This window comes from Oceanibaculum sp. (genome assembly GCF_022449305.1).
GTDB lineage: Bacteria > Pseudomonadota > Alphaproteobacteria > Oceanibaculales > Oceanibaculaceae > Oceanibaculum > Oceanibaculum indicum.
Genome location: NZ_JAKUSO010000066.1, coordinates 1 through 18,071 on the forward strand (window position 1 = coordinate 1; position 18,071 = coordinate 18,071).

The following is an 18,071-nucleotide window of genomic DNA, read 5'->3' on the forward strand; positions in this document are numbered from 1 at the left end:
TTTCATGTAGGCCAATCCTAAGCGCATGAAAAGGCCAGAAAAACCCTTATTAATCTATGGCCTCTACCGCCAGCCTGCCAGACCGCACGGCGCCTTCGATGGTGCAGGGCAGGCCGGTATCGGTCCAGTCCCCGGCCAGCGCCAGATTGCGCCAGATGGTTGCGGCGCTGGGCCGTGCACGCGCCATCGCCGGGGTCTGCGCCAGCGTCGCGCGCTTTTCCTTCACGATGCGATGCGGGGGCAGGGGTATGCCGGCGGGCAGGTCGAGGGCTCGCACGATATCGCGCCAGAGCAGGTCGGCGATCTCCCCGGCCGGCTGGTCCGCCAGCATGCTGGCAGCACTGGTGGTAGTGGAGAGGATATCGTTGCGGCGGAACAGCCATTCGGCCGTGCCGCCGACCAGTCCCAGAAACGCCTCGCCAGCCGGCAGCCCGTCCACTTCAAAGCGGAAATGGCCATTCACGATGGGCTGATGGTCCAGCGGTAGGTCCAGCCCCAGCAGCGCCGCAGCCTGTTCCGGCGGCAGGGCGAGAATGACCGCATCCTCCGGCTGAAGGACAACACGCCCATCACCGAAGGACAGGGTGCCGACGCCATCGGTATCGAACACCAATCCCGTCAGCCTGTGATGGTAGCGAACGGAAGCCGCTGCGCGTTCCAGCGCCGCCAGCGCAGGCTCGATAAAGCTGGTGCCCAGGCTGTCACGCGAGACCAACGGCCGGCAGAAGACCTCGCCGCGCAACAACGTTTCCCGTAGCAGACGGCCCGCCAGCCGCGCCGAAGCCTGTTCCAACGGTGTGTTCAGGGCAGAGACCAGCAAGGGCCGCCAGACGCGTTCCAGCGCGGTTCCCGTCGTCAGGCAGTCCTCCACGACGGCCTCCGGCCCAGCCGTCAGTAGCCGCCAGGGCAGATAGTCGGCGGCGCTGGTGCCCGGCGCCCGGCGGGCAGGTGTCCAGGGCAACAAATAGCCGGGCTTCAACACCCATTGCTCCCCCGTTGCAAGGTCGCGGAACGGGAAGCGTGCCCGTTCCGGCCCGGTCAGCGTGTCGCGCGCGCCGATGCGGTCCAGATAGGCCAGCGTCTCGCGGTTGCCGGACAGCAGCAGATGATTGCCATTGTCGATTTCCATGCCGAGGCTTGCATCGAGATAGGACCGGCAACGCCCGCCGGCCTGGCCCGATGCTTCGTAGAGGGTAACGGCGAACCCGGTCTCCAGCCCGCGAAGCGCCGCCGACAGGCCGGCCAGCCCGGCACCGATCACATGCAGGCGGCGGCTCATGGTTTCAGCGTGAGGCCGGCGCGCAGGGCGATGGCGATCTTTTCCAGCTGTCCCAGCCGGATTCGGTGCGACGCCGGCAGTTCGTCCTGCTTCAGCCGGTCCAGCAGGCGCTTGTAGGTCGCCAGGATGACAATGGCCGGGCGCAGTGCCTGCCGGTCGCAGTCGCGTAGGGCGTCCTCGGCATCGGCATAGCGCTGTTCCGCCCAGTCGATCATCGCCGCGCAGACGCGGGTTATCGACGGATGATCCAGCACGGCGTCGGGATCGCGCATATGGATGCCTGCCGCCTCCAGCATGTCCGCCGGCAAATAGAGACGGCCGTCGGCCGCATCCTCGCGCAGATCTCGCAGGATGTTGGTCAGCTGCACCGCATCGCCCAGCGCCAGCGCGAAGCCGGCAGCCGCCTTGCCGGAAGCCCCATAGACCGCGATGGACAGCATGCCGACCGCGCCCGCGACCCGGCGGCAATAGAGCTGCAGTTCGAGCAGCGAGGGGGCCAGGATATCGCCAGTGGCATCCATGCTCACGCCGGTCAGGATTTCCTCGAACCAGCGCCGGTCGAGCCTGTAGCGGGCAACCGGCCCGGCCAGCGCGATGGCGATGGGGTGCGTGGGCGATCCGGCGTAGAGCGCCGTGATTTCCCGCCGCCAGCCCTCCAGCCGGGCCAGCTTCTCCGCGCGGGGCAAGCTGCCATCGGCGATGTCGTCCAGCTCCCGGCAATAGGCGTAGATCGCGTACATGGCGCGCCGCTTCTCGCCCGGCAGCAGCCGCATGCTCCAGTAGAAGGAGCTACGCGCGCGCCGTACAATATCGAGGACATGCGCCTCGGCTTCGGCTTGCAGACTCATCGGCTGGCCATCCCGCTGCTGATGCCGCGCAGCAGGCATAGAAAGCGTATCGGCCAGCCCAACCGGACATGCCGGGTCAGCGGGTCCTGCCGCCTGAGGCTGGCAAGCAGCGCCTCCGCACCGATCTGTGTGGTCGCCGCCTGGATGCGCAGGCCCCGGTGCCTTAGGCCGGCGGTCATGGGCCGCGATTTCGCCAGCAGGGCTGCCGTGGCGTCCAGCACCCGGTCCAGCGTGCGGCGCAGGGCAGGGGAGGTCTGCGAGACGGCAAGCATGTCCGGCGTCGCGCCCTCCGCATCAAGCCAGTCCTTCGGCAAATAGAGCCGGTCGAGCGCGCGGTAATCCCTGCCGCAATCCTGCACATGGTTCAGCACCTGCAGCGCGGCGCACAGCGCGTCGGAGCGCGGCCACAGCGCGCGATCCTCCCCGAACAGGTCGAGCAGGAAGCGCCCGACCGGCGCTGCGGAATGCCGGCAATAGCCCATCAGCTCGTCCCAGTCGGCATAGCGGGCCTTGCTTGCATCCTGCCGGAAGGCCACCAGCAATGCTGCGGCATGCTCCGCGCCGGCAGGTGGCAGCCGGCCTTCCATCTGGTCCAGCAGGCGCAGCTTCTCATCCGGCGGCAGGGTGGGGTGATCGGCGATATCGTCCGCCGCCCGGGCAAAGCGGTAGAACGCCATGATCTGCGACCGTTTCGACGGCGGCAACAGCCAGGAGGCGACCGGAAAACTCTCCTGCCCGGCATCCTTTCCGGAAGCATAAACATTATCGGGAAGGGTTACAGGCTGCGGCATGGGTCCAAACGTGCTTGGCGATGGGACCGAAACTATATAGGACGGGTGCCGGGAAGCACACCCGGCCAAGACAACAACGCTCCGGAAGGAAACATGCCCGAGGCTGCCCTTTCCTATTGCGCCCAGGAGGTGAGGCGACACGATCCGGAACGGTTCCTGACCTGCCTGTTCGCGCCTGCCGACCGGCGCGAGGCGCTGTTCGCGCTCTATGCCTTCAACCAGGAGGTCGCCAAGACCCGCGCCATCGTCTCGGAACCGCTGCTCGGCGAGATCCGCCTGACCTGGTGGCGCGAGGCCATTGCGGAAATCTATGAGGGCACGCCGCGCCAGCATGCCGTGGTGCAGGCGCTGGCAGGGGCGGTGCGGGCCCATGACCTGCCGCGCGCACCCTTCGACCGGCTGATCGAGTCGCGGGGGCAGGATCTGCAGCCGGAACCGCCTGCCGACCTGCCGGCCCTGCTGGATTATGCCGACGGCACCGCCGGCACATTGGCCGATCTATGCCTGAGCGCGCTCGGCGGTGTGGAACGGCAAGCCGGGATCGCCCGAACCGCCGGCATCGCCGTGGCACTGACCGGCCTGCTGCGGGCTTTGCCGTTCCATGCCCGAGAGCATTGGGTGAACCTGCCCGCCAGCCTGATGGAACAGCACGGCGTCGGCCTGCGCGAACTATACGATCTGAAACCGGGCGCGGGGCTGAACCGGGTTGTGGAGAGCGTCGCGGACAGCGCCCGCGCGCATCTGAACGAGACGCGTTCCCTACGCCGGCATGTGCCAAAACGGGCGCTGGCGGCACTGCTGCCGCTCACGCTCGCCGAAGGGCATCTGAAACGGCTGGCGAAAAACGGCCATGACGTGTTCGATACCAGCTTGGCTGAGAAATCCCCGCTCGCCGCCTGGCGGCTCAGCTGGATGGCGCTGCGGGGACGCTTCTGATCTACTCCGCCGCCAGACGCGTGCCGCCGAGCCAGCCGTCGAGGTCGGCCAGCGCGCGGCCGGTATAGAGCTTCTTGCGCTCGCGACCCTTGATGCGCTTCTTCGGGTCGGGGTCCTGCTCCGGCTCCGGGAACAGGCCGAAATTCACGTTCATCGGCTGGAAGGTCTCGGCATCGGCACCGCCTGTGATGTGGCCCAGCAGCGCGCCCAGCGCCGTGGTCGGCGGTGGCGGGGCGATCTCCCGGCCCAGCCGTTCGGCGGCGGCGAAGCGCCCGGCAAGCAACCCGATGGCCGCGCTTTCGACATAGCCCTCGACGCCGGTGACCTGCCCGGCAAAGCGCAGGCGCGGCATCGCCTTCAGCCGCAGGCCGCCATCCAGCAGCTTCGGCGAGTTCAGGAAGGTGTTGCGGTGCAGCCCGCCCAGCCGGGCGAATTCGGCATTCTGCAGGCCGGGGATCATGCGGAACACGCGGGTCTGTTCGGCATATTTCAGCTTGGTCTGGAAGCCGACCAGATTATACAGCGTTCCCAGCGCGTTATCCTGGCGGAGCTGAAGCACCGCATAAGGCCGCCGTCCGGTATTGGGGTCCGTAAGGCCCACCGGCTTCATCGGCCCGAAGCGCAGCGTGTCGACGCCGCGCGACGCCATGACCTCAATCGGCAGGCAGCCCTCGAAATAGGGAGTGTCCTTCTCCCACTCCTTGAACTCTGTCTTCTCGCCGTCCAGCAGCGCCTGGATGAAGGCGATATACTCGTCCTTCTCGAACGGGCAGTTGATGTAGTCCTTGCCTGTGCCGCCGGGCCCAACCTTGTCGTAGCGCGACTGATACCAGGCGCGGGAGAAGTCGATACTCTCCTTATAGACGATGGGGGCGATGGCATCGAAGAAGGACAGCGAGCTTTCGTCGGTCAGATCGCGGATCGCCTCGGCCAGCGCCGGCGAGGTGAGGGGGCCGGTCGCCAGGATGACACTGTCCCAGTCGGCTGGCGGCAGTCCGGCGATCTCCCCGCGCTCGATGGTGATCAGCGGATGCGATTCCAGCGCCTCGGTCACGGCACCGGCGAAGATGTCGCGATCCACCGCCAGCGCGCCGCCCGCCGGCAGCTTCGCGCCGTCACCGGAGCGCAGGATCAGCGAGCCGCAGCGGCGCATCTCCTCATGCAGCAGGCCAACCGCGTTGTACTCGACATCATCGGAGCGGAAGGAGTTGGAGCAGACCAGCTCCGCCATCCGGTCGGTCTGGTGGGCATCCGTGCCGCGCACCGGGCGCATTTCGTGCAATACGACCGGGACACCAGCCTCGGCCAGCTGCCAGGCGGCTTCCGATCCGGCAAGACCACCGCCGACGACATGCACCGGTTGGATCATGATTCGTTCTCGCTCCGCAAAGGGGGAATTGATGTTGCGGCAAACAGATAGGCCATCGGGCGCGGATACGCAACCGCACCACATTCGCTCTTGCTAATTCACTTGTGGGGCGGCCATTAGGAACTTGCTTACTGTTTGTGTGGTTTCCTGCATACTCGATCATTGGGAAAACTGCTGACGCAGACAGGCCGCAGAATGCCGAAATCGGAATTCTACCAGACCGTTCCAGAGGTTACGGGGGAGCAGGGCGCCCGCAAGCAGAGCTTCTACGACTCCTATTCCAGGCAGAAGCTGGACCCGTCCGATCCGACAATCTTCCGCAACAGCCTGCTCGACTTCGTGCGCTCCAACAAGCTGGTGGCCGACGCACTGGTCGCCGGCAACGTGCAGATGCTGGGCTTTTCGGAGGTGCGCAAGAGCTTCGGCGAGCGCTGGCCGTCGATCAAGGACAAGATCCTGCTGCTGGCCGAGACGGTCATCAAGAAACACACCGGTCCCGCCGATGCTTTCCTTATGGTTAACGAAGAACAGATCGTGATTCTGTTCGGCGGCGGCGACAAGGAGAAGGCGACCAGAAGCTCGGAAAAGATCGCCCGCGAGATCAACGAGAAGCTGAGCGGCGTTTCCGGGATCAAGGAAGGGCTGGTGACCTGTCGCGCGCTGGTCCTGGAGCTGGACCCGAAGACCCCCATCGAGGCGCTGACGACGCCGGAGGGCCTGTCGCAGACGGTCGATGCCGCGCAGAAGAAGGAAGAGGATGTCGAGAGGCAGCATTTCGAGGCGCTGCGCAGCGAGCTGCACGTTTCCTACTGGCCGATGGCGAATATCCGCAAGAAGCTGATCTCGGCCTACAGCGCCAGCGTCATCCTGCCGATCTGGAAGGCCTCGGGCGAGGAGCAGACCCATACCGGCGTGTTCAATTGCGAACTTGATTGCTACATGCTGACCCAGGCCGGCGAAGCGCTGATGCGTGCCGGACGCCAGCGCCGGGCCCTGCTGATCGTGCCGGTGCATTTCGATACGCTGGCGACGAAGCCGCTGCGCCAGCAATTCATCGCGGCCTGCCAGCTGCTGCCCCGGCTTTCCTCGAAGCGCATTCTGCTGGAAATCGTCGATCTGGCCGAAGGCGTGCCGCAGGGAAGGCTGCACACGCTGCTGTCCTTCGTCGGCCCGTTCTTCGCCGGTTTCGTCGCGCGCCAGCCGCTCAGCTTCCGCACGCCGGAGCGGTTCGTCGGTCTGAAGATGATGGCGGTTGCCGCTGATGGCAGCCATGTCGGCACGCCGGCCCGCGACGATGTGGAGCGCATGCAGGGCTTCGCCAAGGCCTGCGGCAAGGCACGGATGCGCAGCATCTTCTATGGTGCCAGCACCTTCGAGGCGGCGACAGCGGCGCGGCGCTGCAACTACGATTATCTGCAGGGCGCCGCTGTCGCGCCTGCCGTCGCCGATCCCGGGCGGGTCTATCTGCTGAAATAGCCCGCCCGCAGGTCCTTAGGCCTTGGTTTTGGCCAGGGCCTGGTCGAGATCCGCCATGATGTCCTCCGCCGTCTCGATGCCGATGGACAGTCGCACCACGTCCGGTCCGGCGCCGGCGGCGATCTGCTGCGGCTCCGTCAGCTGCCGGTGCGTGGTCGAGGCCGGATGGATGATGAGCGAGCGTGTATCGCCGATATTCGCCAGATGCGACAGCAACTCGCAGCCCTCGACCAGTTTCACGCCGGCCTCGTACCCGCCGCGTACGCCGAAGGTGAACACCGAGCCGGCGCCCTTCGGCAGGTACTTGCGGGCCAGCGCATGGTGCTTGCTGCTGGGCAGGCCGGCATAGGACACCCAGGCAACCTGCGGGTGGTCCTCCAGGAACTCCGCCACCTTCTGCGCATTCTCGACATGGCGCTGCATGCGCAGCGGCAGGGTCTCGATGCCGGTGATGGTGAGATAGGCGTTCATCGGCGCCATGGTCGGCCCGAGGTCGCGCAGCCCCATCGCATGGCCATAGATGGTGAAGGCGAGATCGCCGAAGGTCTCGTAGAAATTCAGCCCGTGATAGGCCGGCTCCGGCGTGGTCAGCGATTTGAACTTGTCGTTCTGCGCCCAGTCGAATTTGCCGGAATCGACGACGGCGCCGCCCATCGCATTGCCATGGCCGGACAGGAACTTGGTGGTGGAGTGCACAACGATGTCGGCGCCATACTCGATGGGCCGGCACAGATAGGGCGTCGCCATCGTGTTGTCGACAATCAGCGGCACGCCGGCCTCGTGCGCGATGTTCGCCACCGCCTCGATATCGACGATTACGCCGCCCGGATTGGCCAGGCATTCGACGAAGATCGCCTTCACCTTCGGCGTCATCGCCTTGCGGAAATTCTCCGGGTCGTCCGCATCCACGAAGATCGCGTTCCAGCCGAACTTCTTGAAGCTGCGGGAAAACTGCGTGATCGAGCCGCCATAGAGCTTGCTGGCGGCCAGGAATTCGTCGCCCGGCTCCATGAAGGAGAAGAAGGCGAGCAACTGCGCGGCATGGCCGGAGGCGACGCAGGTGGCACCGCGCCCGCCTTCCAGGCTGGCGATGCGTTCCTCCAGCACGGCGACGGTCGGGTTGGTCAGGCGCGAATAGATGTTACCGAAGGCCTGCAGGTTGAACAGCGAGGCGGCGTGATCGACATCGTCGAACACATAGGCCGTGGTCTGGTAGATCGGCGTGGAGCGCGCGCCCGTCGCAGGATCGGGAGCGGCGCCGGCATGCACCGCGAGCGTATCGAAACCGGGCTTGGTGTTGGTCATGGCGGATTCCTGAATCTGCTTGGTGTTTCAGTTTTTATTTCGTCACCCTCGGGCTTAAGCCGATTGCTGACGTGAAAATCAGGCCTTCTCCGGCAGTTTGCGGCGTTTCGAGGAGATGACGCCGGAATTGAAGCCGTGCCAGCCCAGCTCGCCGTTCAGCCTGCCATATTCGATCTTCGGGCAGCGGTTCATGATGACGGTCAGGCCGGCGGCCTCGGCCCGTTCGGCGGCCTCGTCATTGCGCACGCCCAGCTGCATCCACACCACTTTCGCGCCGATGGCGATCGCCTCGTCGGTGATCGGCCCGGCGGCGGCGGAATTGCGGAACACATCCACCATGTCGATCTTTTCGGGGATGTCGGCGAGGCTGGCATAGACCGTCTCGCCCAGAATCTCGTCGCCCGCGACCTTCGGATTCACCGGAATGACGCGGTAGCCCTTGGACTGCAGATACTTCATCGCGAAGTAGGAGGGACGGTTCCAGTCCGGGCTGGCCCCGACCATGGCGATCACCTTCACCTCACGCAGGATCCGGCGGATCAGCGCGTCAGGGTAAGTCTCATGATTGCCCTTCTCGAAGGACGGCTTCACGGCATTGGCGAACATAATTGCTTCCTGTCCTAACGTCCCTGCCAGACTGGTGGGCGCTTCTCGATAAAGGCGTCGATGCCTTCGCCGGCATCCCGGGCCAGCATATTTTCAGTCATCACCTTGCTGGCATAGTCGTAGGCATCCGACAGCCCCAGTTCAAGCTGCCTATAGAAGGCTTCCTTGCCGATCTTCAGCACCAGCGGCGATTTGGCGGCGATCTTGCCGGCCATCTCCGTGACCGCCGCTTCCAGCTCCGCCTCCGGCACCGCCCGGTTGATGAGGCCGAATTCCAGCGCGCGGGCGGCCGGCACCATCTCGCCCAGCAACAGCATCTCCATCGCCTGCTTGCGGCCGATATTGCGCGACAGCGCCACCATCGGCGTCGAACAGAACAGCCCAATATTCACGCCCGGCGTAGCGAAGCGGGCGGTATCGGCGGCGATGGCGAGATCGCAGGAGGCAACGAGCTGGCACCCCGCCGCCGTGGCGATGCCCTGCACCCGCGCGATCACCGGCTGCGGCAGGCGCACGACGGCCTGCATCATCCGGCTGCAGGCGGAAAAGGTCTTCTCGTAGAAGGCACGGCCCGGATTGGCGCGCATCTCCTTCAGGTCATGGCCCGCACAGAAAGCCGGGCCATTGCCGGCAATCACTACTGCCTTCACCGAGGCATCGCCGGCTATCGCTTCCAGCTCGTCGATCACCGCGGTCATCAGGGCGAGGGACAGCGCGTTGCGCGCCTGCGGGCGGTTCAGGGTCAGCGTCGCGATGCCGCCGCTGTCGCTGCGCAGCAGAATATCCTCGTCGCCGACATTGGGGGCAGGATGGGCCATGACGCATCTCCCTGATCTTATTCTCCATACCGAGTCTGGCGTCCGGCACCGGATCGCGCAAGTATCGAGAAAACAGGAGAGGAATGCCAAAAGATGAGCAGGGTCACGCCGGAAGAGCTGGACCGCATCGCGCGGGAGGAGGTGCCCTATGTCGGGCAGCTGGGCGTGCGCTTCGAGAATGTTGGCGACGGCGAGGTGACCGCCCGCCTGCCGTTCCGTGACGATCTGCTGCGCCCCGGTGGCACCATCACTGGCCCGGCCATGATGGGGCTGGCCGACATCGTCATGTATGGCTGCGTGCTCAGCCGCATCGGTGTCGTGAAGCTGGCCGTCACCACCAACCTGACCGCCAATTTCCTGAAGCGACCGAAGCCCGGTGACCTGATCGCGAGGGGCCGGCTGCTGAAATGCGGGCGGCGTCTGGTCTATGGCGAGGTGTCGATTTTCTCCGACGGCGATAGCGAACCGGTGTGCCATGTGACCTCCACCTACTCGATTCCACCGGAAAACAAGGCCTCCTGAGCGCGGTATTATAATACCATTTTTATAACCCACTGAAATTACGACATTATTTTTGCATCAGCCGCCGCTTTTTCGATTGACCGGAAATCGGCGCTTCTATAGACATGCGTCCTCAAGCGAGGGGTATCCCTCTCATCGCGTTTCCAGCCTATTGGGGCAGATATGAAGACCTACTCCGCCAAGCCGTCGGAGATCGAGAAGAAGTGGGTCCTGATCGACGCTGAAGGCGTCGTTCTGGGCCGGCTCGCCTCGGTCATCGCCATGCGCCTGCGTGGCAAGCACAAGCCGACCTTCACCCCGCATATCGACACCGGTGACAATATCATCGTCGTCAATGCCGAGAAGGTGAAGCTGACCGGCAAGAAGCTGACCGACAAGAAGTTCTACTGGCACACCGGTCATCCGGGCGGCATCAAGGAGCGGACCATGGGTCAGATCCTGGGCGGCCGCTTCCCGGAGCGCGCTATCCAGAAGGCGGTCGAGCGCATGATTTCCAAGGGCCCGCTGCGCAACAAGCTGATGGGCAACCTGAAGGTATATGCCGGCACCGAGCACCCGCACGAGGCGCAGCAGCCGGAGGTTCTGGACCTCGCGGCGATGAATTCGAAGAACAAGAGGAGTGCCTAATCCATGACCACTGTCGAGAATCAGGGCATGGACGCGCTGAAGGACCTGGTGTCCGAGGCTGTCGAGGCCGCTCCGGCCGAGCCGAAGATCGATGCGCAGGGCCGCGCCTACGGCACGGGCCGCCGCAAGAACGCCATCGCCCGCGTCTGGGTGAAGCCCGGCAACGGCCGCGTCGTCGTGAATGGCCGCGACCAGAAGGAATATTTCGCCCGTCCGGTGCTGCAACTCATCGTGCGCCAGCCCTTCGAGGCCGCTGGCCGCGTTGACCAGTATGACGTGATCTGCACCGTGACCGGTGGTGGCCTGTCCGGCCAGGCCGGCGCCGTGCGTCACGGCATCAGCCGCGCGCTCATCAATTTCGAGCCGGCGCTGCGTGGCGCGCTGAAGCAGGGCGGGTTCCTGACCCGTGACAGCCGCGTCGTCGAGCGTAAGAAGTACGGCCGTGCCAAGGCGCGACGTAGCTTCCAGTTCTCGAAGCGTTAAGTCCCTCAAGGGATACGACTACCGGAAACGGGGCGTCCCAGCAGGGGCGCCCCGTTTTTCGTTGTGTCATCACGGTTTCGCTGTTTTGTTGCACACTGTTCGCCACTAGACCGGCGGCATAGGGAAGGAGAGTAAGATGACGGCATCGTCGAACCACATCCGGGTCGGCATTCTGGGAGCCAGCGGCTACACCGGGGCCGAACTGATCCGCCTGCTGGCGCAGCATCCTTCCACCCGAATCACCCTGCTGACCGGCGACCGCGCTGCCGGCAAGCCGCTGGGCGAGGTGTTCCCGCACCTGGCCTATCTCGACCTGCCGGTGCTGACCAAGATCGAGGATGCCGATTACAGCCAGTGCGACCTGGTATTCTGCGCGCTGCCGCACGGCACCACGCAGGAAGTCATTGCCGCCCTGCCGACGCATTTGAAGGTCGTGGATCTGTCCGCCGACTTCCGGCTGCATGACGTCGATACCTATGCTGAATGGTACGGCCATGCGCATCTGGCGCCGGACCTGCAGAAGGAAGCCGTGTACGGCATCACCGAGCTGGCCCGCGATGCGGTCGCCAAGGCCCGGCTGGTGGCGAACCCCGGCTGCTATCCGACAGCCGCCCAGCTGCCGCTGGTGCCGCTGGTCGAGGCCGGCCTGATCGATGCCGACGATATCGTGATTGACGCCAAGTCGGGCGTGTCGGGCGCCGGCCGGGCCGCGAAGGAAGGCTCGCTCTTCACCGAGGTGACCGAGGGCATCCACGCCTACAGCGTTGCCAAGCACCGGCACGCGCCGGAGATCGAGCAGGGGCTGACCAAGGCCGCCGGCCGGCCGATCCTCGTCAATTTCACGCCGCACCTGATGCCGATGAGCCGCGGCATCCTCTCCACCACCTATGTGAAGCTGGCTGGCGGTGCGTCGCCTGCCGACCTGCGCGAGGCCATCGCCAGCCGCTATCAGGGCGAGCCCTTCGTCCGCGCGCTGCCGATGGGCCAGGTGCCGGCGACCCGGCATGTGCGTGGCTCCAACCACACGCTGATCGGCGTCGTCGCCGACCGGATCAAGGGGCGGGCGATCATCGTCTCCGCCATCGACAATCTGGTGAAGGGCGCGTCCGGCCAGGCGGTGCAGAACATGAATGTGATGGCCGGCTTGCCGGAGACCACGGCGCTGATGCAGCCGCCGATGTTCCCGTAACGGAGAAATGATGCCGATGTCCGCCCTGATCCTGCCCTATAAGGGCGTCACCCCGACGATCGACCCGTCCGCCTTCATCGCCCCGAACGCGGCGATCATCGGCGATGTCGAGATCGGGGCGGAATCGAGCATCTGGTTCTCCTGTACGCTGCGCGGCGACATTCAGGTCATCCGCGTCGGCAAGCGCACCAACATCCAGGACGGCACGGTCGTGCATGTTCAGGGCAGGGGGCTGGGTTGTTTCGTCGGCGACGAGGTGACGGTTGGCCACACCGCCATCCTGCACGCCTGCACGCTGCATGACCGCAGCTTTGTTGGCATGCAGGCCTGTGCAATGGATGGCAGCGTGATCGAGAGCAACGCCATGCTGGCCGCCGGTGCACTGCTCACCCCCGGCAAACGCATTCCCACCGGCCAGCTCTGGGCCGGGCGCCCGGCGCGCTATCTGCGCGACCTCACCGAGGCGGATATTGCGGAAATCGCCGATTCGGCGCGGCGCTATGCCGAAACAGCCAAGGCGCACCACGCCTCCTACGGCGAGTAGGACGTACTATTTCAGCGTGACCTTCACGTAGGAACCCGGCGCGTCCTCGATTGCCTTCAGCTTGCCGTCGCCGGGCACGCGGGCGGGAACCTTGCCGCCGCCCTGCTTGCCAACCCAGTCGGCCCAGTCTGTCCACCAGGACCCCGGATGCTGGGTGGCGCTTTCCAGCCACTTGTCCGGGCTCTTCGGCTTACGGCTGTTGGTCCAGTAGCAATATTTCTGCGCGACCGGCGGGTTCACCACACCGGCGATGTGGCCGGAGCCGGACAGCACAAACTTCACCGGCCCCTCATAGAGCTGGGTTGCTGCATAGGTCGATTTCCACGGCGCGATGTGGTCGTCTTTGGCCGACAGAATATAGGTCGGGGTCTTCACCGTGCGCAGGTCGATCTTCACCCCACCCAGCTTCACGCCGCCCGGCTCCACCAGCTTGTTCTCCTGATAGCATTTGCGCAGGTAGAAGCTGTGCATCTTCGCCGGCAGCCGCGTGGAATCCGAATTCCAGTACAGCAGGTCGAAGGGGAAGGGCTCCTTGCCCAGCAGATAATTGTTCACGACGAAGGACCAGATCAGGTCATTCGCGCGCAGCATGTTGAAGGTTGTCGCCATGGCCGAACCGTCGAGATAGCCCTTTTCGTCCATCATCGATTCCAGCGTGTGCAGCTGTTCCTCATCGATGAAGACGGACAGCTCCCCGGCCTCGGCGAAATCCACCATAGTCGTGAAATAGGTGATCGACTTGATGCGCTCGTCCTTCTTCGCGGTCATATAGGCGAGGGTGGCGGCCATCAGCGTGCCGCCGATGCAGTAGCCGATGGCGTTCACCTCCTTCTCGCCGGTTGCCTTCTCAATGGCGCCGAGGGCGGCCAGCGGCCCTTCGAGCATGTAATCCTCGAAGCTTTTCTGCGCCATATCCTCGTCCGGATTGACCCAGGAGATGACGAACACCGTCAGCCCCTGCGACACCGCCCAACGGATGAAGGAGTTCTTCTCGCGCAGATCCAGGATATAATATTTGTTGATCCAGGGCGGCACGATCAGCAGCGGCCGGCGGTGGACTTCCTCGGTCATCGGGCTGAATTGCAGCAGCTGCATCAGATCGTTCTGGAAGACGACCTTGCCGGGCGCCGTGGCGATATTCTCGCCGACCTTGAAGGCGTCCATGTCGGTCATCTTGATCGCCAGCTTGCCCTTGCCGCGCTCCAGGTCGGACAGCAGGTTCTCCAGACCCTTCACCAGATTCTCGCCGCCGCTCTCGACGGTTGCGCGCAGTACCTCCGGATTGGTCATCACGAAGTTGGAGGGCGCCATCGCATCGACGAACTGGCGTGTATAGAAATCGACCTTCTGCGCGGTCTTCGCATCCAGCCCCTCGACCTCATGAACCGTGGACTGCATCCAGCGCGCGGTCAGCAGGTAGGACTGCTTGATGAAGTCGAAGACGTAATTCTCTTCCCAGGCCGGGTCCTTGAAGCGGCGGTCGCCCGTGTCGGGCGCGACCATCGGCGGCACTTCCTCCTCGCCCAGGAAGCGCTTGCTGGCATTCTGCCAGAGCTGCATGTAATCCTGCCAGAGGGCCAGCTGCGACTGCATCAGCCGCGTCGGATCGCCCATCATCTTCGCGGTCATTTCCAGGAATGCCTGGCCGATATTCAGTGGATCGGCGGAGCCGGCCTGCCCGTTAGAGGCCGCCTGCTTTTCCAGATAGGCCGCGATCAGCTTCTGGCTGCGCTCGGCGATACTGCTCATGGATTGGGAGAGCTGTACTGGATCCGGGACTTTCGTCGTCGTGTCCGATTTGTCGTTCATCTCTTGCACCAATGCAGTTTTATTGCGGTTTATGGCATTTATTTTATGTATTTATTACGCCGCGCCCGATGGCCTCAGTCTTTGTAATTCTATTATATTATCCTGATCGTGGCGAGGTTAAGGGAATTCGTGGCAAGATTCGTGCGTTCGTATGCGCGATATGGTCTTGAGGCTCCGCCATGCTTGCCGGATGTGATATAAGCCGTTAATCCAATAGAAAAATTGCACTGACCGGGGGATGCAGATGCGGCGGCAACGCAGGCAGGGACGCGGAGCGAAGATCGGATTGACGGCAACGGCCGGCCTAATTCTGCTTGCCGGATGTTCCTCGGTCCCGGATGCGGTCAATCCGGTGGAATGGTACAAGGGTGCCACCGGCCTGTTCGAGGACGATGCTGCCCCGGCAAAGGATCAGGCGGCCAAGGAGCAGACCGCCAGCGACTCCTCCTATCCGAACCTCGCCTCGGTTCCCGCGCGTCCGACCGATATCAGCACGCCCAGCGAGCGCCGCGCGGCACAGCAGGGGCTCGTTGCTGACCGCGAGCAGGCCCGCTACACCGACCAGCAGCCCTCCAACGCGGTGACGACCGGCAGCGGCCAGGTTTCCACCTCGACGACATCAACCGCCCGGACCGAGACCAGGCCACCGGCCCCGCCGGCTGTCGCTCCGGCGCCAACGGCACCTGCGGCTGCTCCCGCGGCTGCCGAACCGGCTCCTGCGGCAGCAGCTCCATCCGCCCCACCGGCTGCGCGTATCGAGCCGCGCGCCGAGTCGTCTGAAACGGTCTCCGCCGGTGCGGCGATGATGGAACGCCGGCGTCAGGAAGTGCTGGCCGAGCGGGCCGCCGCCAGGAGCACCGACAGCACGCCCCAGCAGTCTTCCGGGCAATCCTCCGAACAGCCTGCTGAGCAGCCCCGCACCACGACCCCGCAGCCGGAAGCACGGCCGGAAGCGCCTGCCACCAGGACCGAGACGGCCCAGGCGCCAACGGCATCGGCGCCTGCTGCACCAACGGCGGCCGAGGTGTATCGCGAGCAATTCGCCCGTTCCGCAGCACCCGTAGCCACGCGCAGCACCGCGGCACAGCCGGCGGCAACCGAACCCGCTGCCCCGGCACCGGTCCCGGAACCGGCGGACAAGGCCGGAATCTCCTATCTCGCGGCGACCATCCTGTTCGGCCATGGCTCGACCACGCTCGACCCGTCTGAGAGCGACAGCCTGCGCAAGGTCGCGGCCGAGCATCGCAAGACCGGCGGCACGCTGCGTATTGTCGGCCATGCCAGCAGCCGGACCACAGACATGCGCCCGCTGCAGCATCAGCTTGCCAATTTCCAGGTTTCCGTGAGCCGCGCCGAAGCAGTGGCTCAGGAACTGCGGCGCCTTGGCGTGCCGGCAAAGTCGATGGAGGTCGTCGGCGTCGGCGACAGCCAGCCGATCTATTACGAGGTCATGCCGGCGGGCGAGGCGGGGAATCGCCGGGTGGAAATCTTCGTCGATTACTGACCGCTTCGCCTTACCTTCGGTAATCGACTTTTGCCGCGTCCGGCGCTAAATAGGGCGCCATCATCGACTGGCCGTTCTTTACCGTTCCATATTCGCCATCTGGGGTTTCATGTCCATTCCATCGCTTACGGCGCCGGCTGTCGCGCCGCACCATGACATAACGAGGCTGGCATGAGCGGTGATCTGCGTATTGGTATTGCCGGCCTCGGCACGGTTGGCGGCGGTGTCGCGAAGCTGCTGCGCGACCAGGCCGACCTGCTCGCCGCACGTTGCGGCCGCACCATCCGGGTCACCGCTGTTGCCGCACGTGACAAGGCGAAGGATCGTGGTGTCGATCTGTCGGCCTGCCGCTGGCATGACGACGCCCGCGCACTCGCCGGCGATCCCGATGTCGATGTCGTGGTCGAGCTGATCGGCGGTTCGGACGGCGTGGCGCGCGAGCTGATCGAGGCTGCCATCGCCGCTGGCAAGCCGGTCGTCACGGCGAACAAGGCGCTGCTGGCGCTGCACGGCACCGTACTCGCCAAAGCTGCCGAAACCGCTGGCGTGCCGCTGGCCTATGAGGCGGCGGTGGCGGGCGGAATCCCGGTCATCAAGGCCCTGCGCGAAGGTCTCGCCGCCAACCGCGTGAAGCGCGTGCACGGCATCCTGAACGGCACCTGCAACTATATCCTGACCACCATGCGCGAGACCGGCCGGGAATTCGCCGACGTGCTGGCCGACGCGCAGAAGCTGGGCTATGCCGAGGCCGATCCCAGCTTCGACGTGGATGGTATCGACGCCGCGCACAAGCTGGCCATCCTCTCCAGCGTGGCGTTCGGGCGGGAACTGGATTTTGCGGGCATCCATGTCGAGGGCATCCGCCATGTCTCGGCGCTGGATCTCGCCTTCGCCGAACAGCTCGGCTACCGCATCAAGCTGCTGGGCATTGCCGGCGTGACGGATCACGGCATCGAACAGCGGGTGCATCCTTGCATGGTGCCGCTGGCCGCCCCCATCGCCCATGTCGAGGGCGTGTTCAACGCCGTCTTCGTCGAGGCCGAACCGGTCGGCAACGTGCTGCTGACCGGGCGCGGGGCCGGCGAGGGGCCAACCGCCTCCGCCGTCGTTGCCGATATCCTGGATATTGCGCGCGGCCATCACGCGCCTGTCCTGGGTCTGCCGCCCTCCCGCCTGGCGCCGGGCGAGACGGCGCCGATGGGCCGGCATTACGGCGCCTATTACATCCGCCTGATGGTGAAGGACCAGCCTGGCGTGATCGCCGATGTGGCCGCCGCCTTCCGCGATAATTCCGTGTCGATGGAATCGGTGCTGCAGCAGGCGCGCGACCCGTCCGGACCGGTGCCGGTGGTGATTACCACCCACGAGACCGAGGAAGCGGGTATGATGCGGGCGATCCAGCGGATTGCCGCACTTGGCAGCGTGGTGGAGCCGCCGCGCCTCATCCGCATCGAAGCGCTCTGATTTTCGTTTAGCGAATAGCAACAAGAAGAAAGCCCAAGGAGCCTAAGACAATGAATGACGGTGCAGCCATGGATCGGAACCTCGCGCTTGAGGTTGTCCGCGTGACCGAGGCCGCCGCGCTGGCCGCATCCCGCCTGATGGGGCGCGGTGACGAAAAGGCTGCCGACCAGGCCGCAGTTACGGCCATGCGGCAGGCGCTGAACGGCCTGTCCATCGACGGCACGGTGGTGATCGGCGAGGGCGAGCGCGACGAGGCGCCGATGCTCTATATCGGGGAGAAGGTGGGCCTTGGCGGCCCGGCCATCGATATCGCGCTCGACCCGCTGGAAGGCACGACCATCACCGCCAAGGGCGGCACCAACGCGATGGCGGTTATCGCCATGGCGGAGAAGGGCGGCTTCCTGCACGCGCCGGACGTCTATATGGACAAGATAGCGGTCGGCGGCGGGCTGCCTGAGGGCGTGGTCGATCTCGACAACAGCCCGGCGGAGAATCTGAAGA

The 18,071-nt window shown here is 65.0% G+C and carries 18 protein-coding genes; 10 read left to right on the top strand and 8 right to left on the bottom strand.

Annotated elements, in window-relative coordinates:
• Positions 1-49 precede the first annotated feature (49 nt).
• Genes hpnE through MK313_RS15510 form a run of 3 tightly spaced genes read right to left on the bottom strand, consistent with a single transcriptional unit; the run spans position 50 to position 2,918 of the window.
• Positions 50-1,279, bottom strand: a complete 1,230-nt coding sequence (hpnE, locus tag MK313_RS15500) for a hydroxysqualene dehydroxylase HpnE (RefSeq protein ID WP_287782734.1) — start codon at positions 1,277-1,279, stop codon at positions 50-52.
• On the bottom strand, positions 1,276-2,127 hold the full coding sequence (gene hpnD, locus MK313_RS15505) for a presqualene diphosphate synthase HpnD (protein ID WP_287782736.1): 852 nt from the start codon (positions 2,125-2,127) through the stop codon (positions 1,276-1,278). Before hpnD ends, hpnE begins: the two co-directional genes overlap by 4 nt.
• Entirely contained in the window at positions 2,124-2,918 is a 795-nt protein-coding gene (locus MK313_RS15510; protein WP_287782738.1) for a squalene/phytoene synthase family protein, read from the bottom strand. Before MK313_RS15510 ends, hpnD begins: the two co-directional genes overlap by 4 nt.
• 93 nt (positions 2,919-3,011) lie before the next feature.
• Here MK313_RS15510 and MK313_RS15515 point away from each other — a divergent pair, with 93 nt between their 5' ends.
• Positions 3,012-3,854 carry a phytoene/squalene synthase family protein gene (locus MK313_RS15515; RefSeq protein ID WP_287782740.1) on the top strand — a complete coding sequence of 281 codons (843 nt, stop codon included), beginning with the start codon at positions 3,012-3,014 and terminating at the stop codon, positions 3,852-3,854.
• A gap of 1 nt (position 3,855) precedes the next feature.
• Here MK313_RS15515 and trmFO read toward each other — a convergent pair whose 3' ends face one another.
• The gene (trmFO, locus tag MK313_RS15520) at positions 3,856-5,223 is read right to left on the bottom strand and encodes a methylenetetrahydrofolate--tRNA-(uracil(54)-C(5))-methyltransferase (FADH(2)-oxidizing) TrmFO (RefSeq protein WP_287782742.1); all 1,368 of its coding nucleotides are present in this window, start codon (positions 5,221-5,223) and stop codon (positions 3,856-3,858) included.
• A 195-nt stretch (positions 5,224-5,418) separates the two neighbouring features.
• Between trmFO and MK313_RS15525 the strand changes: the two genes are divergently transcribed.
• Positions 5,419-6,699 (top strand): hypothetical protein, encoded by a 1,281-nt coding sequence (locus tag MK313_RS15525; RefSeq protein WP_287782744.1) that lies wholly within the window; start codon positions 5,419-5,421, stop codon positions 6,697-6,699.
• A 15-nt stretch (positions 6,700-6,714) separates the two neighbouring features.
• Here MK313_RS15525 and MK313_RS15530 read toward each other — a convergent pair whose 3' ends face one another.
• The 3 genes from MK313_RS15530 to MK313_RS15540 all read right to left on the bottom strand — a co-directional run bounded on the left by MK313_RS15530 (position 6,715) and on the right by MK313_RS15540 (position 9,428).
• Complete coding sequence (locus tag MK313_RS15530; RefSeq protein WP_008944654.1) at positions 6,715-8,004, bottom strand: O-acetylhomoserine aminocarboxypropyltransferase; 1,290 nt, start codon at positions 8,002-8,004, stop codon at positions 6,715-6,717.
• Positions 8,005-8,082: 78 nt separating this feature from the next.
• Positions 8,083-8,610: a CoA-binding protein gene (locus MK313_RS15535; protein WP_287782746.1), complete on the bottom strand. Its 528-nt coding sequence runs from the start codon at positions 8,608-8,610 to the stop codon at positions 8,083-8,085.
• Positions 8,611-8,624: 14 nt separating this feature from the next.
• A complete protein-coding gene (locus MK313_RS15540; protein ID WP_287782748.1) occupies positions 8,625-9,428 on the bottom strand; it encodes an enoyl-CoA hydratase in 804 nt (267 codons plus the stop codon).
• A gap of 93 nt (positions 9,429-9,521) precedes the next feature.
• Between MK313_RS15540 and MK313_RS15545 the strand changes: the two genes are divergently transcribed.
• From MK313_RS15545 to MK313_RS15565, 5 genes are all read left to right on the top strand, one after another.
• Positions 9,522-9,950 (top strand): PaaI family thioesterase, encoded by a 429-nt coding sequence (locus MK313_RS15545; RefSeq protein ID WP_287782750.1) that lies wholly within the window; start codon positions 9,522-9,524, stop codon positions 9,948-9,950.
• Positions 9,951-10,112: 162 nt separating this feature from the next.
• Positions 10,113-10,577 (top strand): 50S ribosomal protein L13, encoded by a 465-nt coding sequence (gene rplM, locus MK313_RS15550; protein ID WP_008944650.1) that lies wholly within the window; start codon positions 10,113-10,115, stop codon positions 10,575-10,577.
• 3 nt (positions 10,578-10,580) lie between these two features.
• Positions 10,581-11,060, top strand: a complete 480-nt coding sequence (gene rpsI, locus MK313_RS15555; RefSeq protein ID WP_008944649.1) for a 30S ribosomal protein S9 — start codon at positions 10,581-10,583, stop codon at positions 11,058-11,060.
• Between the two features lie 136 nt (positions 11,061-11,196).
• Entirely contained in the window at positions 11,197-12,249 is a 1,053-nt protein-coding gene (argC, locus tag MK313_RS15560) for an N-acetyl-gamma-glutamyl-phosphate reductase (RefSeq protein ID WP_287782752.1), read from the top strand.
• Positions 12,250-12,265: 16 nt separating this feature from the next.
• Entirely contained in the window at positions 12,266-12,793 is a 528-nt protein-coding gene (locus MK313_RS15565) for a gamma carbonic anhydrase family protein (RefSeq protein WP_051013125.1), read from the top strand.
• A gap of 6 nt (positions 12,794-12,799) precedes the next feature.
• Here MK313_RS15565 and MK313_RS15570 read toward each other — a convergent pair whose 3' ends face one another.
• Complete coding sequence (locus MK313_RS15570; protein ID WP_287782754.1) at positions 12,800-14,542, bottom strand: PHA/PHB synthase family protein; 1,743 nt, start codon at positions 14,540-14,542, stop codon at positions 12,800-12,802.
• Positions 14,543-14,888: 346 nt separating this feature from the next.
• On the opposite strand from MK313_RS15570, the gene MK313_RS15575 reads away from it, so the two are divergent.
• The 3 genes from MK313_RS15575 to MK313_RS15585 form a co-directional block, all read left to right on the top strand.
• Positions 14,889-16,106 carry an OmpA family protein gene (locus MK313_RS15575; RefSeq protein WP_287782756.1) on the top strand — a complete coding sequence of 406 codons (1,218 nt, stop codon included), beginning with the start codon at positions 14,889-14,891 and terminating at the stop codon, positions 16,104-16,106.
• Positions 16,107-16,277: 171 nt separating this feature from the next.
• Positions 16,278-17,570, top strand: coding sequence for a homoserine dehydrogenase (locus MK313_RS15580; RefSeq protein WP_287782757.1), 1,293 nt, complete (start codon positions 16,278-16,280; stop codon positions 17,568-17,570).
• Positions 17,571-17,638: 68 nt separating this feature from the next.
• Positions 17,639-18,071 (top strand): fructose-bisphosphatase class II (locus tag MK313_RS15585; protein WP_287782760.1); only part of this gene is annotated, 433 nt, incomplete at its 3' end.